Consider the following 14,808-nt stretch of genomic DNA (forward strand, 5'->3'; position numbering starts at 1 on the left):
CCTATAAAGTCAAAAGCGGCAAAAGGAAAACCGCATCTCCTACTATTCGATACAATGTAGCTCGATAATAAAACCTTCTAAAGAAAACAATACTGCCGAGTAATGCAATCATAGTCATCATGACCAACTCCAGCGCATGAAGGTGGTCAACGTTTAAAAGAATAAAGCAAAGCAGGGCTTGAAAGATTACGATAACTCTGAGTAAAATGTTAGTACGATGTACTCCTAAAATTCGGACGATTGAAGGGGAAGAGTCCCTTTCATCAGAATCAACCTCATAAACAGCAAACACAACCAAATTTGTAAAAGCAAGCATCACAAACTGGATAAATACCATGGAGACTATCCATAAACTATAGTCAGAAGAAATACTTAATGCAGGAAGTAAAATGCCGGTAGCGTATAATATGGCTATAGTAATTTCCTTGTGATAGGACGATTTCAGCTTTAACAGGTAAAGCAACAAAAAATAGCCTAGTACAAGGCTTGACAGTGCTGCTCCCCACACCAAAGTTTGAGGAGGGATCATGAACAGCAAAAAAGCTGAGACAATAAGCATCAAAACGCAGGCTATACTAAGCCTGGTAAAATGTTGTTGATGGAAACGGTGTCTTTCGGTACTAGCTATGTGGGAAATACTTCTAGCATCAGTAAGATGATCAAAGGTATATATTAACCATACACACGCTCCCAATAATGTAACTGCGGCCCAATGCAGATCAGCTTGTAAAAAATCCGCCAAAAACATAGCGCAAATGCACGCCCCTGCGACCACATCCAAACTAAGTATGTTGAGGTATCTGTACAACATAAGCAGGATAAAATAAAAAGAGCGAACCACTGCTGATTCGCTCCATTAAAAATCTACAAGATTACATATTAACCAAGAGCCTCAGCACCAGCCACAATCTCAAGGATCTCCTTGGTAATAGCCGCCTGACGAGTTCTATTATATGTAAGCCTCAATTCCTTCAAAAGCTCTCCGGCATTATCGGTTGCCTGATCCATTGCTGTCATCCTTGCTCCATGTTCGGCAGCGTTACTATCCAGTATAGCTTTATAAACTTGTATCTTCAATGATTTAGGAATCAAGTCTTTAACGATCTCCTCTCTAGAAGGCTGATAGATGTAATCTACCTGGAATTTGCTATCAGCATCCTTTTCCGGAGGAAGTACAGGTAAATACTGCTCCACTCTCATGATCTGAGTAGCAACGTTCTTAAACTCGTTATAGATCAGATCTACTCTATCATACTTACCTTCAGTAAACCGCGCCATAGCATATTCGGAAGCCTCTGTGCTCTTTTCAAAAGATACAGGAGAAAACATATCCCAGTAATCGGAAATTACATTATAGTCTCTCTTCTCGAAGTAATCACGAGCTTTCTTACCAATGGTCAGTATAGTAACATTGCCTTTATCAAACTGAGTCTGATAATTCTCTTTGATGTGTCTGTTAACAGCTTTAAAAACATTACTGTTAAAAGCTCCACACAAACCCTTGTCTGAAGTAACAACCATGATAAGTACCTTCTCAATAGCCCTCACTTCAGAAAACTGACTTTGCTCTGCATCCCCTTCCTGAGAAGAAAGATTTTGAAGCATTGTAGTGAGCTTCTGAGCATAGGGTCTCATCTGGGTGATGTTATCCTGAGCTCTTCTCAACTTAGCCGCAGCCACCATTTTCATGGCCTTGGTGATCTGTTGAGTAGACGTAACAGACTGAATTCTTCCTTTAACCTCTTTTAAATTCGCCATTTTGTCGAATCAAGTTTTAATATCACCAAGTCAGTTTTACCTGACGTGATAATCTTATATATTTTATTAGTGAGCGTATTCTTTAGCGAGATCTTTAGCCACTTTAGCTAAAGTATCGGTAGCGCTATCCTCAAGTTTGCCAGCGCGAAGCAAGTCAAGCACATCTTTATGCTTGTTTCTCAGCATATCAAGGAAGTTACGCTCAAACTCTCTTACTCTATCTACAGGTACATCATCAATCATACCTCTTGTAGATACATAGATGATTGCAACTTGCTCCTCCACAGGAACAGGTGAATATTGCGCCTGCTTAAGTATTTCCAGGTTTCTTCTACCTCTTTCGATTGTGAGCTTTGTTGCAGCATCAAGATCAGATCCAAATTTAGCAAATGCTTCCAATTCACGGAACTGCGCTTGGTCAAGCTTCAATGTACCTGCAACCTTCTTCATTGATTTGATCTGAGCACTACCACCTACTCTTGATACAGAGATACCAACGTTAATCGCTGGTCTGATACCAGAGTTGAACAGGTTCGTCTCAAGGAATATCTGTCCATCAGTAATCGAGATTACATTGGTAGGGATATATGCAGAAACGTCACCAGCCTGAGTCTCAATAATAGGAAGAGCCGTCAAAGACCCTCCACCTTTTACTTTACCTTTCAAAGACTCAGGAAGGTCATTCATTGCCTGAGCTATTTCATCGTTTTGGCTAACCTTTGCTGCTCTTTCTAATAACCTTGAGTGAAGGTAGAATACATCACCTGGATATGCCTCACGACCCGGAGGTCTTCTTAGAAGAAGCGAAACTTCACGGTAAGCTACTGCTTGCTTTGACAAATCATCATATATTACAAGCGCCGGCCTTCCTGTATCTCTGAAGTACTCACCTATGGAAGCTCCTGTAAATGGAGCAAAAAACTGCATAGGAGCAGGATCAGCCGCAGAAGCAGAAACTACAACACTGTAGTCCATAGCACCAGCTTTCTCTAAAGCAGAAACCACACCAGCAACAGTAGAAGCCTTCTGACCAACTGCTACATAAATACAGAATACAGGTTCGCCTCTTTCATAAAATTCTTTTTGGTTGATGATGGTATCTATAGCCACAGCAGTTTTACCTGTCTGACGGTCACCAATGATCAACTCTCGTTGACCTCTACCGATTGGAATCATAGAGTCAATAGCCTTGATACCAGTCTGTAAAGGTTCATTTACTGGCTGTCTGTAAATTACACCAGGAGCCTTTCTTTCCAAAGGCATTTCGAATGTCTCTCCTTCAATGGGACCCTTACCATCGATAGGATTACCCAGGGTATCAACCACTCGGCCAACCATACCGTCACCTACATTGATAGAAGCGATTCTTCCTGTTCTCTTAACGGTATCACCTTCTTTAATATCTTTGTAATCTCCTAAAAGTACGGCACCTACATTGTCTTCTTCAAGGTTTAGTACCAATGCTCTCAGGCCGTTTTCAAACTCAAGAAGCTCACCTGATTGTGCTTTAGATAAACCATAGATACGGGCAACACCGTCACCTACTTCTAGTACCGTACCTACTTCTTCGAGCTCGGCTTCGGTTTTAGCACCGGAAAGTTGCTCTCTTAATATCGCTGAAACTTCGTCTGGTCTTACGTTAGCCATCTTTATTTTTTCTTAAATTAAAATTCTTTGATATATGGGTTTTGACTGAACTTAAGTTCAAGTGCTTTCAATTTGCTCTTTAAGGAATCATCAATCTGACGATCGCTTATTTTCAACACATAGCCTCCGATAATGTCTTTGTCTACTACTTCTGTTAACTCAACACTATCCTTTGATGAAACCTTCTTTACAAGTTCCTCAAACTGACTTCGCAACTCAGGAGATAGTGGCACGGCAGTAGTTACTCTCGCTACTTCTATTTGCTTTAATAGATTGTACTGATTATGAAACTCTTTAGCTATGGCGGGAAGTATCCCTTCTCTATTCTTTCTTGTAATAATTTCAAAGATTGCCATGGTAAGATCATTGGCCTTACCTTTGAATACCTTCTCAAGAATAACTCTTTTTTTGTCATGCTTAATAATAGGATTCTTTAGCATAAGCGTAAACTCACGGTTTTCTTTACAAAGCTCATGGAAAGAACGCATATCGTTGTGCACTTCCTCCAGCACGCCCTTTTCATCGGCGAGTTCCAGCAATGACTTAGCGTATCTTGATGCTGCTATAAATTCTGACATTTTAGTTCAGCTTAACGTCCTTAATAAAATCTGATATCAACTCCTTCTGAGCACCTTCGTCATCAAGTTTTCTCTTCAACAGCTTTTCAGCCACCTGTAGTGAAAGCTCTGCTACAAGCGTTCTTACCTCTGCCATTGCAGCTTGCTTTTCGACCTCTATTGCTGTTTTTGCGTCAGCAATCATTTTATCAGTCTGCTTGGTTGCATCATTTTTAGCTTCCTCTCTAATTCCATTAGCAACCTCTCTGGCATCCTGTAAAATAGCATCTCTCTGCTGTCTGGCCTCATCCAAAAGTTTCTCGTTATCCGCTTTTAGCTGCGCCATTTCTTCTTTAGCCTTTTCAGCTGAATCAAGAGCGTCCTGAATGGACTCTTCTCTAATTTTTAAAGACTGAATAATAGGTTTCCAGGCAAATTTTGCCAATAACAAAAGGAGAATCAGAAAAATGAATGCTTGCATGAAGAACAAGCCGGGTGAAAAGTCGTTTAGCAACTGATCCATTTTATATAATTTAGTTTTTTGTTTATTCTATTTTAAGAAGTACACCTTGCGCCTATCGCAACAAGGTGTACTTACAAGTCTTCTACATTATTTACCCAAGATCAAAGCACCAAATGCCAGACCTTCCAATAATGCTCCAATGATAATCATGGCAGTTTGAATTTTACCGGCTGCTTCAGGCTGACGAGCAATACCTTCCATTGCTTTACCACCTATTTGACCAAGTCCAATTCCACCACCGATTACGATTAATCCTGCTCCAATTAAATTGTACATGTGAATTGATTTATATAATTAAACAAAAATTCTCTTTTAATGATGGTCGTGCTCTTCAACAGCCATACCAATAAACAATGCCGATAGCATTGTGAAGATATAAGCCTGAAGAAAGGCAACTAATAACTCAATAACTGTAATAAACAAAGCCAACGCCAAAGACATACCCGTTGCCGCCACCGGACCAAATGTGGCTTTCATAGTAATACTAAGTGCAATTAGACTCATCACTACGAAGTGACCTGCCGTAATATTTGCAAACAAACGAATAAGCAGGGCAAATGGCTTAGTAAGCATACCTAAAATCTCAATAGGCATTAGTATTATCTTCATTGGAATCGGAACCCCTGGCATCCAGAAGATATGTTTCCAATAGTCTTTTTTACCACTAAACTGTACTATTATAAATGTAAACAATGCTAAACAAACTGTTACTGCTATGTTACCAGTAACATTAAAGCCAAGTGGGGTTAGCCCCAGAAGGTTTAATATCCAAATGTAGAAGAAAGCCGTAAGAAGGAATGGCATATACCTCTCATAGTACTTATCTCCAATATTCGGTCTTGCCATCTCATCTCTTACATAGATCACTAATGGTTCAAGTACTCTTCCTACCCCGGTAGGTATAGACTTTTTCGTATAGCTTTTAGCCAAAGATCCAAAAAGATATATTAAAAGGAAACCGGCAAATAACATCCCCACCACATTCTTTGTGATAGAAATATCTAGCGGTCTAACATTAGTTGGGTGATGATGCTCATCAAAATTAAGCTCTCCCTCTGCGTTAGTTCTATATATTTTCCCGTGGTAAATGGCATAGTGGTTACCCTTCGATTCTGCAACCGTTGTTCCATGATGAAACTTCGATGACATAAATACATGTAAACCGTCATCCCAAAGTATTACCGGAAGAGGAAAGCCAATATGCTTACCTGATTCACCTAAAGTAAAGAGGGTAAAATCGTGGGAGTCCTGCAAGTGGTGCTTGATATAAGCGGTAATTTCTTCCTGAGTATCTACAGCACCGCCGTGGGTCTGTTCTCCTTCACTGCTTTCCGATGCAAAAGCCAGGTTAGAGAAAAAAAACAATGTCAGTATTGATAAAAGGCTTGTAAGTTTTTTAGGCATCACCATACTTAAAACGAATCCGTTATAAATTTGGGTGCAAAACTAAGCAATTCTGAATAAGATCAACCTTTTTTTGTGATTGTTTTTTCTGAAAATTCAGACCTTCAAATACCTAAGCCTGTTGGGAATTCATCAAACGTCCACAATAAGTTGCCTCAAAAATTAAAAACAGAAACATAGGAACAACAATAGACAACCGCTCAGCCATGCTCAAGTCTTCGGCACCAAATATAGCAGACTTAAACACCAGCACAAAAACTCCAATTTTAATAAATACTGAAGCAAGGTATGCATAGCCAACCTGTGAGGGTAATCGAGTATATAAAAGCTCAACTGAAAGGCAAATGATGAAGTATGCAGAAAAATGAAAAATATACATACCCAATAGTGAAAAAGCCATTTCCTCCCCAATATAACCCAGAATATATATGTGGGTTACATACAAGATCACTGTGACCATCACAACCAATAAAGTGAAGGAAAAAAATCTTTTGATCATTTAATTGTTGGATTTGATAACCTGACGAATTACCATAACGGTGGAAAGAAATACAGCAATCAAAGTAATTACCTTTGTATAAAACTCAGATGTATTACCTGTTCTTTCATCAATGTATGCTCCCAGCAAGCTTCCTAGGTATATAGTGACGGCCATTTGAATAGCCAATCCGGAATATCTGACGAAGTTGTTATACGGCTTTGGCTCCTTCTGTTTTGAAGGTTTTGGCTGCTCCATTTTCCCCAATTTTAATTTCCTTCACAGACACCCCCATTTTACAGCCTCCATTAAATGCAGCACCTGACTCAACTATAAGCTTTGAAGCTATAATATCACCGTGAATAACAGCGGTAGGTTTCAATATCAAAGTGTCAGTTATTTCAATATTTCCCTTCAATTCACCTTCCACCTCGGCATTCTGAGCCAAAATGTTTCCTTCCACATGTGAAGATTGCCCAAGAGCAACCTTTGATTTGGTTTTTATATTACCTACAATTTTGCCTTCTATTCTGATATTGCCGAAAGTTTCAATATTACCTTGAAGCAAAGTGCCTTTACCTATAATATTGCTGGAATTGCTAATTTGCTCTGCAACCTTATGACTTTCCTTTGAGCTAAACATGGTCTTTACATTTAAAAAGTTACAAATTCTTCAGGATTAACCGAGTTTCCATTATTCCACAATTCGAAGTGTAAATGAGGGCCATCTGTTAAATCGCCAGTATTACCAATTATTGAAATAATTTCCCCAGCATTTACAAAACTACCAACTTTTTTTAATAGTTCAGCATTATGCTTATAAACTGATATCAGATTACCACGGTGCTGAATAGCAATTACATAGCCAGAATCCTGGGTCCAAGAAGACATGATTACTGTTCCATCCGCAATGCTTTTCACGGGTTCGTTTTTCTTTGCCACCACATCAACACCAAAATGCCCCTCTTTAACGTTGTAGGACGCTGAAACAAAACCGGAAATTGGCGAAAAGAAAAACATCTCCTGTAAATCGGTATATGCTCCATTGTTTAGATTAAGTAGCGAGAGATCAGTTTGTTCAAACTCCTGTCTAAACTGAGAATCAATAGGTGATAGCTTATTCACATCTGTTAATGTTTGGCTACTAACTACCTCCTGGTTTGTGTTAACAGAAGAGGCGTAGTCGCTATAAACTTGGGATGTATCTCCACTCAAGACCCGCTGAAAATTTCTAATAAAACGGTCCTTTTCTTCTACTTCCTGCGCCAAAGAATCTACTTTAAGTGTAAGTTCATAAAGATTTTTATTGGCCTCAATTTGCGCATGTCGTGGATCGAACCATTGGGCCAATAAAGTCTTAACAAGCAAAAGACTCAAAGCCATTAGAACGATAAATACAGTTACTGCCAGAAGTATTACTTTAGCATACGTAAAACTGAATGTAGATTTTTCAGCAAAGTTTTCCTCATTTCTTATGATAAGCAGGTAGCGGTTAACTAACCAACTCGAAAGTGTCTTTCTTGCCTTCAAATTGCTGCGGATTAAATTTTGGGGAACAAAAATAGATATTATAAACGATTATTGTATTAATTAACTTAATTTTTACGTTTTGTTCAGGAATACTCATTATTAACGATTTCTGATATATAAATTACCAGAAAAAAATAGTGATCTTTATCGCAAATTTTCAACTAAGTGGACATTCATTATTGAAGTTTAACGAATAAAAAATACATTGTTACGTTTAAGATATCATTTTTTTTACATTTCCATTATTGCTGCTTACCTGCTAATGTCTTGCTCCGCTGAGCGTAAAAATATCCTTAGCAAAACATATCACAATACTACTGCAAGGTACAATGCCTATTTCTATGCTAAAGAGAATATTAGGGAAATAGAGAAAATTATTAACGACAGCTACGATAATGACTATAATAACATTCTGGACATCTACCCTGAAATAGACTCTGTTTTAGCTAAAACATATGAAGACAAAGTAGAAGAATGTATCAAAAAAGCCTCGATTGCCATTCAAAGGCATAAAAACAGTAAGTGGGTTGATGATAGCTATATCCTGATTGGGTTGGCCCGCTTTTATGACACTGATTATGTAAACGCCATAGAAACATTTAAATATGTAAACACAAAGAGCGAAGATCCGGATGCTCGGCACCGAGGGCTTGTTCACTTGCTCAGGACTTTTACTGATTACACAGAGTATAATAATGCCACTTCTGTTTCTGATTATCTCAAAAAAGAAAAGCTAAATAAAAGTAATCAAAAACTACTATACATCAACAGGGCCCACTACTATCAAGTTCAGGAGGATTATGACAATATGGTTCAAAACCTGGTAAAGGCAGCCCCACTGCTTAAAAAAAAGGATGGCAAAGGTAGAATATATTTTATCATCGGTCAGGTGTACCAAATGCTAGGCTTCGACGCAGAGGCATTCAACTATTATAAAAGGTGCATTGCCAGTAATCCAGAATATGAACTTGATTTTCATGCCCGCCTATACATGGCCCAAGTGACTGAGTTAGGAAAATCCAGTGACTTAAAAAGTGCCCGAAAGCTTTTCAAAAGGTTATTAAAAGATAAGAAAAATAAAGAATTCAAGGATAAAATTTATTACGAAATGGCTTCCTTTGAAATGAGGCAAAATAACCTTAATGATGCTATAAAATACCTCAAGGAATCAGTAAAAGCAAGTACAAACAATAACCGCCAAAAAGGTCAATCATACTTGAAGCTAGGTGAGATACACTATGATAGCTTAAGGAAATATGAACTGGCCAAGGCCTATTATGACAGCACTATTACTGTTCTTCCCAAGGACTATCAAAACTATGAGCAGATCAAGGAAAGGCAAGGAGTACTGGCAGACTTTGTCAAGCAGTTAAACACTATACATCTACAAGACAGTTTACTGGCTCTTTCTGAAAAAGATTCGATCAGTATAAGGAAACAGATCGATGAATATATCGCTGCCGAAGCTGAAAAAAAGAAACAAGAAGAAGAGAAAGAACGCAAACGTATAAGAAGAAACACCTTTAATCAGCTACAAGATAATACGGGCTTCAGTTCCACGAGTTGGTACTTCGACAACCCTTCAGCTATTGCCATGGGTCAAACTGAATTCAAAAGGGTATGGGGAGATCGAGCACTTGAAGATAATTGGAGAAGATACAATAAAGAATCAGAACAGGACTTTGAAGAAGTTAAAAACAACACAAACCTTCCCACAGACAAAGAAGATGTAGAAGTGGGAGAAGAGAACCCAGAAACGGTCCTTACAGCTCAGGCTGAAAAAATGTACAGTCAAATACCATTCTCTTCCGAAGCGAAAAAAAGGGCGCTTACACAAATAGAAGAAGCATACTATAATCTTGGCAATATATATTACTTTAAACTTCATGAAGAACAGAATGCCTCTTCTTCATTTGAAACATTATTACAAAGATTTCCTGATACCGAAAATGAACCTGAGGTACTCTATTACCTTTACCTAATTAATAAAAACCTTGGCCGGGATACTGAAAAATATAAGAGAAGATTACTATCCCAGTATCCAAACACAACATATGCAAAACTTCTGGCCAACCCCAATTATACTGAGGAAAGCACTGCGGCTAATGAGCAACTAAAAAAAGCGTACAAAAATGCTTATGAACTCTATCTCAATAAGCAGTACCAAGAAGCTATTGGCATATTAAATCAGGCCATGAATAACTATCAAGAGACTGTGTTCACTCCTCGTCTCAAATTACTCAAGATCCTCATCACGGGAAAAACAGAGGATATTAACCTATACCAATACCAGCTTACTGAGCTCATTAAAGAGCACCCTGATAGCGATATCACGCCATATGTAAAAGAGCTATTGGCTGCATCCGAAAATTTCCTAAAAAAGCAAAGAAGGTTATTAGGAACCGAGTTTGTAAAATACTTTAACCAAGAACACTATTTAGTGGTGGTTTATGACGCTGGTAAAGGTTTAACCGATCAAATCTACCCGCTTATCGAAGCTTACAATGATGCCAACTTTCAAGAAAAAAAACTAAAAACAAGTAATCTTATCTTAAATGAAAATCAGTCCATTACGATGGTTTCAAGTTTCGAGGATAAGCAAAGCGCAGTATCCTATTTTCAAAAATTTGTGAGTGAAGATGTTATTTCTGAGAAAACCCAGAACTCAAAAATTTATAAATTTGTAATCACCAAAGATAATTTCAATATCTTCTATCAAAGTAAAGATTTGGAAGCCTACATAAGGTTTTTTGACAAGAACTATAAAAATGAACTTTAAAGAAATTCTCAATGATAAGGGCAAGGTATACAAAGTATCAGTTGTTGCCCTACGCGTATTTTTAATTTGTATAATACTATTATTTCCCATTTATATTTGGTCTGTAAGTGTTGATCTTTTTGGTTTGTACGGAGGAATGCCAAGCCTCAAAGCTTTAGAAAACCCTGAAAATGATCTTTCATCAGAACTAATATCATCGGATGGAGTATCCTTGGGGAGGTATTTCCGTTATAACAGGAGCCAGATTGCATATGAGGACCTTTCTCCAGATCTGGTAAACACCCTATTACTTTCAGAGGATCACAGGTTCTTTGAGCACTCAGGAATGGATTTCATAGCCTATTTAAGGGTTATAAAGGGTATACTAACTTTTAACTATGCTGGGGGAGGGAGTACCATTACTCAGCAACTTGCTAAAAACCTTTATACACAAAATGAAGAATTAGAGGGAAAGATTGCCTCATGGGGTAGGTATCCAAAACGGATTGTTGAAAAAACAAAGGAATGGATAATTTCAGTTTACCTAGAACGTAATTTTACCAAGGAGGAAATTATCTCGATGTACCTGAATACCGCTGAGTTTGGCAGTAATTCCTATGGTATAAAAACAGCAGCAGAAACCTTTTTTAATAAAAGCCCTTCAGAGTTAAACTTACAGGAATCAGCTGTTTTAATAGGTCTTCTTCAAGCTGTAACTTTCTTTAACCCTGTGAGGAATCCTGAAAACTCTTTCAACAAGAGAAACGAGGTGCTTTATAAAATTCATAAACATGGTTATAAAATTGATACCCAAGAAGAATATGACTCTATTAGTTCCCTGCCAATTGAACTGAACTATGATGTAGCTAACCAAAATAAGGGGTTGGCAACTTACTTCAGAACGGTAATCAGAAGAGACCTTATGGATTGGTGCGAAGAAAATGGTTATGACTTGTGGGAAGATGGTCTCAAAATTTACACAACCATTGACAGCCGCATGCAAAGTTATGCTGAGGAAGCTGTAAAAGATCATATGGCCAACCTGCAAAAGGTTTTTAATGAGCACTGGAAAGGAAAAAACCCATGGATAGATGACAAAGGAAGAGAAATTTCAGGATTCCTTAAATCAAGATTTAAACGAACAGAGCATTACAGGCTACTAGTAAAAAAATATGGCGCAGAGTCTGACTCTGTACAAATTATCATGAACAGACCTAAGCCCATGACCGTGTTTACCTGGGAAGGAGAAAAGGATACGTTGCTTAGCCCAATAGATTCATTGGCATATTATAAAAAATTCTTACAGACCGGACTCATGTCGATGGACCCACACACAGGCCACATTAAAGCATGGGTTGGAGGTATAGATCATAAATTCTTTAAGTATGACCATGTAAAACAAGGGAAAAGACAACCAGGCTCTACCTTTAAGCCATTCGTCTATGGAGCAGCAATAGAACATGGCTACCCTCCCTGCTATAAGGTCCGTGATGTAATGGTTACATTTCAGGTACCCGGAGACCCTCCAACGTGGTCACCTCCAAATTCAGATGGCACTTATGGAACAGGAGAAGAAATGACCATCAGGCAAGGTATGGCCAGGTCGATCAACACCATAACTGCATACCTGATGAAAGAGATCAAACCTGAAAATGTTGTTGACTTTGCAAGGAGAGCAGGGGTTGAAAGCCCTTTGGATGCAGTACCTGCTTTATGCCTTGGCGTTAGTGATGTTTCAATATATGAAATGGTTGGTGCATATAGCACATTTGCCAATTTGGGTATATATACCAAGCCATACTACATTACGCGAATTGAAGACAAGAATGGAAATGTTATAGAAAACTTTGTTCCTAAAACCAGACAGGCAATAAGTCAACAGACCGCCTATAAAATGCTTTACATGTTAAAGGGTGGTGTTGAAGAAAAAGGAGGCACCTCTATAGGTATAGACATGGAGCTTAAGATCAATAACGAAGTTGGGGGAAAAACAGGTACTACCAACAATGCTTCTGACGGATGGTATATGGGAGTAACCAAAGATTTAGTGACCGGTGTATGGGTAGGTGGAGATGAAAGAAGTATTCACTTTAGAAATTGGTATTTAGGCCAAGGAGCTAAGACAGCACGTCCGATTTGGGAAAAATACATGCTCAAAGTATATAAAGATGATGCTCTGGCATATGAGAAGGGTTCATTCCAAAGACCCATCGGCGGGGTTGATGTTAGCCTTGACTGTAGTAGGTACGGCACAACTTCAGAGTCAGATAGCACTTCGGTTGAAGAAAATCCTGTATGGAATGAAGGAGATTTTCGCTAATAGCAAAGAGGAGTTAAATGCATGTACCGCGACATTCGGTAGAAGAAAGAAATACATTACCTAATTCACCCGGTGTATATAAGTTCTTCAACAAAGATGAGGAACTTATATATGTTGGTAAGGCAAAAAGTATTAAAAAGAGGGTAGGAAGCTACTTTAGTAAGTCTCACCAACTTAACCGGAAAACACAAAAACTCATTTCGGAGATAGTGTCAATGGAATATACTTTGGCCAATACCGAATTTGATGCTTTACTTCTAGAGAACAACTTAATTAAAGAAAATCAACCTAAGTACAACATCTTACTAAAGGATGATAAGACATACCCTTATATCTGTATTGTAAACGAAAGGCTGCCGCGTATTATTTCCACCCGAACATTTGACCCCACTTACGGAGAATACTTTGGTCCCTTTTCAAGTGTGGTGGCCATGAAAAATGTTCTTGACCTTTTAAGAAAGCTATACTCAATCAGAACATGTAAATTCAACTTATCTGAAAAAAATATACTTGAGAGAAAGTTCAAGGTATGTCTGGAGTACCATATAGGAAATTGCAAAGGCCCTTGCGAGAACCTACAATCTAAAGCTGATTATGATAATGAAATAGAACAGGCCAGAAGTATCTTAAAAGGAAACCTTTCGGTAGTAAGAAACTACTTTAAGCAACAAATGATGACATCATCGGAAAATTTGGAATTTGAATCAGCCCAGAAATTCAAAGACAAAATTGAACTTCTAGACAAGTTCCAGACACGGTCAACAGTAGTAAACCCTAAGCTATCTGAACTGGATGTATTTTCTATAGTTAGTGAAAAGCAGGCTGCATTTGTTAACTATCTACAAGTCAAAAATGGTGCAATTATTTTAGCAAAAACTGTTGAGGTTAAAAAGAAGCTGGAAGAATCTGATGAAGACGTACTGAGCTTAATCGCTGTAGAGCTTCGCGATCGTCATAGCAGTGACAATAAAGAAATAATATCCAACATAGCATTCTCATTAAAGGAAGATGTTTATAATGTAGTACCCAAAATAGGAGACAAGAAAAAGCTATTAGAGCTTTCTCTGAAAAATGCTCTGGAGTATAAAAAAGACAGAATCAAGCCTACTGGCCAAGAGAAGAAAAATGAAACTCTGCTTCAACTAAAAATGGATTTGAAGTTACGAGAAACTCCTCAACATATAGAATGCTTTGACAACAGTAACCTTCAAGGTTCGAACCCAGTGGCCTCCATGGTATGCTTTAAGAATGGAAAACCTGCTAAAAAGGACTACAGACACTTTAACATAAAAACAGTAGAAGGGCCGGATGATTTCGCTTCTATGAAGGAAATTGTACACAGGAGATACAGCCGGCTCATGAACGAAAACCTGCCACTTCCTCAGCTAATAGTAATCGATGGAGGAAAGGGTCAGTTGAGCAGTGCGTGCGATGCACTTAAAGGAATTGGTCTGTATGGACAAATTCCAATAATAGGTATAGCCAAACGCCTGGAAGAGATATATTTTCCCGGGGATTCAATCCCTGTACATATTAACAAAAAATCTCCCTCATTATTCCTACTTCAACGAATACGCGATGAGGCTCATAGGTTTGCCATCACTTTTCATAGGCAAAAGAGAAGCAATGCGAGCTTTAATACTGAACTCGAAAGTATCAAAGGGATTGGAAAAAAAACGACAGATAAATTGCTAAATGAGTTTAAATCCACACGCAAAATCAAAGCACTATCAAAGGAGGAGCTAGTAAAATTATTAGGACACAGCAAAGCTGAAATTGTTTACAAACACTTTAATAAATAAAAAAAGCTGCCTCAAAATTGAGACAGCCTTT

Annotated in this window: 14 protein-coding genes; 3 read left to right on the forward strand and 11 right to left on the reverse strand. The window is 38.2% G+C overall.

Translation table 11 applies throughout. The features are described 5' to 3' along the window. Nucleotide 1: 1 nt before the first annotated feature. The 11 genes from JMN32_RS26625 to JMN32_RS26675 form a co-directional block, all read right to left on the reverse strand. On the reverse strand, nt 2-811 hold the full coding sequence (locus tag JMN32_RS26625; protein WP_202859453.1) for a hypothetical protein: 810 nt from the start codon (nt 809-811) through the stop codon (nt 2-4). A 68-nt stretch (nt 812-879) separates the two neighbouring features. Then, nucleotides 880-1,758 (reverse strand): ATP synthase F1 subunit gamma, encoded by an 879-nt coding sequence (gene atpG / locus JMN32_RS26630; RefSeq protein ID WP_202859454.1) that lies wholly within the window; start codon nt 1,756-1,758, stop codon nt 880-882. A gap of 66 nt (nt 1,759-1,824) precedes the next feature. Next, a complete protein-coding gene (atpA, locus tag JMN32_RS26635; RefSeq protein ID WP_202859455.1) occupies nt 1,825-3,405 on the reverse strand; it encodes a F0F1 ATP synthase subunit alpha in 1,581 nt (526 codons plus the stop codon). 17 nt (nt 3,406-3,422) lie between these two features. Further along, the gene (atpH, locus tag JMN32_RS26640) at nt 3,423-3,983 is read right to left on the reverse strand and encodes an ATP synthase F1 subunit delta (protein WP_202859456.1); all 561 of its coding nucleotides are present in this window, start codon (nt 3,981-3,983) and stop codon (nt 3,423-3,425) included. A gap of 1 nt (nt 3,984) precedes the next feature. Continuing rightward, nucleotides 3,985-4,485 (reverse strand): F0F1 ATP synthase subunit B, encoded by a 501-nt coding sequence (locus JMN32_RS26645; protein WP_202859457.1) that lies wholly within the window; start codon nt 4,483-4,485, stop codon nt 3,985-3,987. 87 nt (nt 4,486-4,572) lie between these two features. Beyond that, nucleotides 4,573-4,761, reverse strand: a complete 189-nt coding sequence (gene atpE / locus JMN32_RS26650; protein ID WP_004569351.1) for an ATP synthase F0 subunit C — start codon at nt 4,759-4,761, stop codon at nt 4,573-4,575. A gap of 36 nt (nt 4,762-4,797) precedes the next feature. Next, nucleotides 4,798-5,889, reverse strand: coding sequence for a F0F1 ATP synthase subunit A (gene atpB / locus JMN32_RS26655; RefSeq protein WP_202859458.1), 1,092 nt, complete (start codon nt 5,887-5,889; stop codon nt 4,798-4,800). 112 nt (nt 5,890-6,001) lie between these two features. Continuing rightward, nucleotides 6,002-6,388 carry a DUF6168 family protein gene (locus JMN32_RS26660; RefSeq protein WP_238354636.1) on the reverse strand — a complete coding sequence of 129 codons (387 nt, stop codon included), beginning with the start codon at nt 6,386-6,388 and terminating at the stop codon, nt 6,002-6,004. Then, entirely contained in the window at nt 6,389-6,625 is a 237-nt protein-coding gene (locus JMN32_RS26665) for an AtpZ/AtpI family protein (RefSeq protein ID WP_202859459.1), read from the reverse strand. Then, complete coding sequence (locus JMN32_RS26670) at nt 6,579-7,010, reverse strand: bactofilin family protein (protein WP_202859460.1); 432 nt, start codon at nt 7,008-7,010, stop codon at nt 6,579-6,581. Before JMN32_RS26670 ends, JMN32_RS26665 begins: the two co-directional genes overlap by 47 nt. Before the next feature lie 11 nt (nt 7,011-7,021). Continuing rightward, the gene (locus JMN32_RS26675; RefSeq protein ID WP_238354637.1) at nt 7,022-7,897 is read right to left on the reverse strand and encodes a M23 family metallopeptidase; all 876 of its coding nucleotides are present in this window, start codon (nt 7,895-7,897) and stop codon (nt 7,022-7,024) included. 262 nt (nt 7,898-8,159) lie between these two features. Between JMN32_RS26675 and porW the strand changes: the two genes are divergently transcribed. Genes porW through uvrC form a run of 3 tightly spaced genes read left to right on the forward strand, consistent with a single transcriptional unit; the run spans nt 8,160 to nt 14,777 of the window. Further along, nucleotides 8,160-10,676: a type IX secretion system periplasmic lipoprotein PorW/SprE gene (porW, locus tag JMN32_RS26680; protein ID WP_202859461.1), complete on the forward strand. Its 2,517-nt coding sequence runs from the start codon at nt 8,160-8,162 to the stop codon at nt 10,674-10,676. After that, nucleotides 10,666-12,975, forward strand: coding sequence for a transglycosylase domain-containing protein (locus JMN32_RS26685; protein WP_202859462.1), 2,310 nt, complete (start codon nt 10,666-10,668; stop codon nt 12,973-12,975). Before porW ends, JMN32_RS26685 begins: the two co-directional genes overlap by 11 nt. Before the next feature lie 17 nt (nt 12,976-12,992). After that, nucleotides 12,993-14,777 (forward strand): excinuclease ABC subunit UvrC, encoded by a 1,785-nt coding sequence (gene uvrC, locus JMN32_RS26690; protein WP_202859463.1) that lies wholly within the window; start codon nt 12,993-12,995, stop codon nt 14,775-14,777. Nucleotides 14,778-14,808: the final 31 nt, after the last annotated feature.

Origin of the sequence: Fulvivirga marina (genome assembly GCF_016775155.1) — a bacterium.
GTDB lineage: Bacteria > Bacteroidota > Bacteroidia > Cytophagales > Cyclobacteriaceae > Fulvivirga > Fulvivirga marina.

Excerpts from the sequence above, each read along its gene's own strand:
- JMN32_RS26665 (WP_202859459.1), bottom strand. The coding sequence starts at position 6,625 with ATGGAGCAGCCAAAACCTTCAAAACAGAAGGAGCCAAAGCCGTATAAC.
- JMN32_RS26625 (WP_202859453.1), bottom strand. The coding sequence starts at position 811 with ATGTTGTACAGATACCTCAACATACTTAGTTTGGATGTGGTCGCAGGG.
- atpB (WP_202859458.1), bottom strand. The coding sequence starts at position 5,889 with ATGCCTAAAAAACTTACAAGCCTTTTATCAATACTGACATTGTTTTTT.
- atpE (WP_004569351.1), bottom strand. The coding sequence starts at position 4,761 with ATGTACAATTTAATTGGAGCAGGATTAATCGTAATCGGTGGTGGAATT.
- atpG (WP_202859454.1), bottom strand. The coding sequence starts at position 1,758 with ATGGCGAATTTAAAAGAGGTTAAAGGAAGAATTCAGTCTGTTACGTCT.
- JMN32_RS26660 (WP_238354636.1), bottom strand. The coding sequence starts at position 6,388 with ATGATCAAAAGATTTTTTTCCTTCACTTTATTGGTTGTGATGGTCACA.
- atpA (WP_202859455.1), bottom strand. The coding sequence starts at position 3,405 with ATGGCTAACGTAAGACCAGACGAAGTTTCAGCGATATTAAGAGAGCAA.
- JMN32_RS26685 (WP_202859462.1), top strand. The coding sequence starts at position 10,666 with ATGAACTTTAAAGAAATTCTCAATGATAAGGGCAAGGTATACAAAGTA.
- uvrC (WP_202859463.1), top strand. The coding sequence starts at position 12,993 with ATGCATGTACCGCGACATTCGGTAGAAGAAAGAAATACATTACCTAAT.
- JMN32_RS26645 (WP_202859457.1), bottom strand. The coding sequence starts at position 4,485 with ATGGATCAGTTGCTAAACGACTTTTCACCCGGCTTGTTCTTCATGCAA.
- atpH (WP_202859456.1), bottom strand. The coding sequence starts at position 3,983 with ATGTCAGAATTTATAGCAGCATCAAGATACGCTAAGTCATTGCTGGAA.
- JMN32_RS26670 (WP_202859460.1), bottom strand. The coding sequence starts at position 7,010 with ATGTTTAGCTCAAAGGAAAGTCATAAGGTTGCAGAGCAAATTAGCAAT.
- porW (WP_202859461.1), top strand. The coding sequence starts at position 8,160 with ATGTCTTGCTCCGCTGAGCGTAAAAATATCCTTAGCAAAACATATCAC.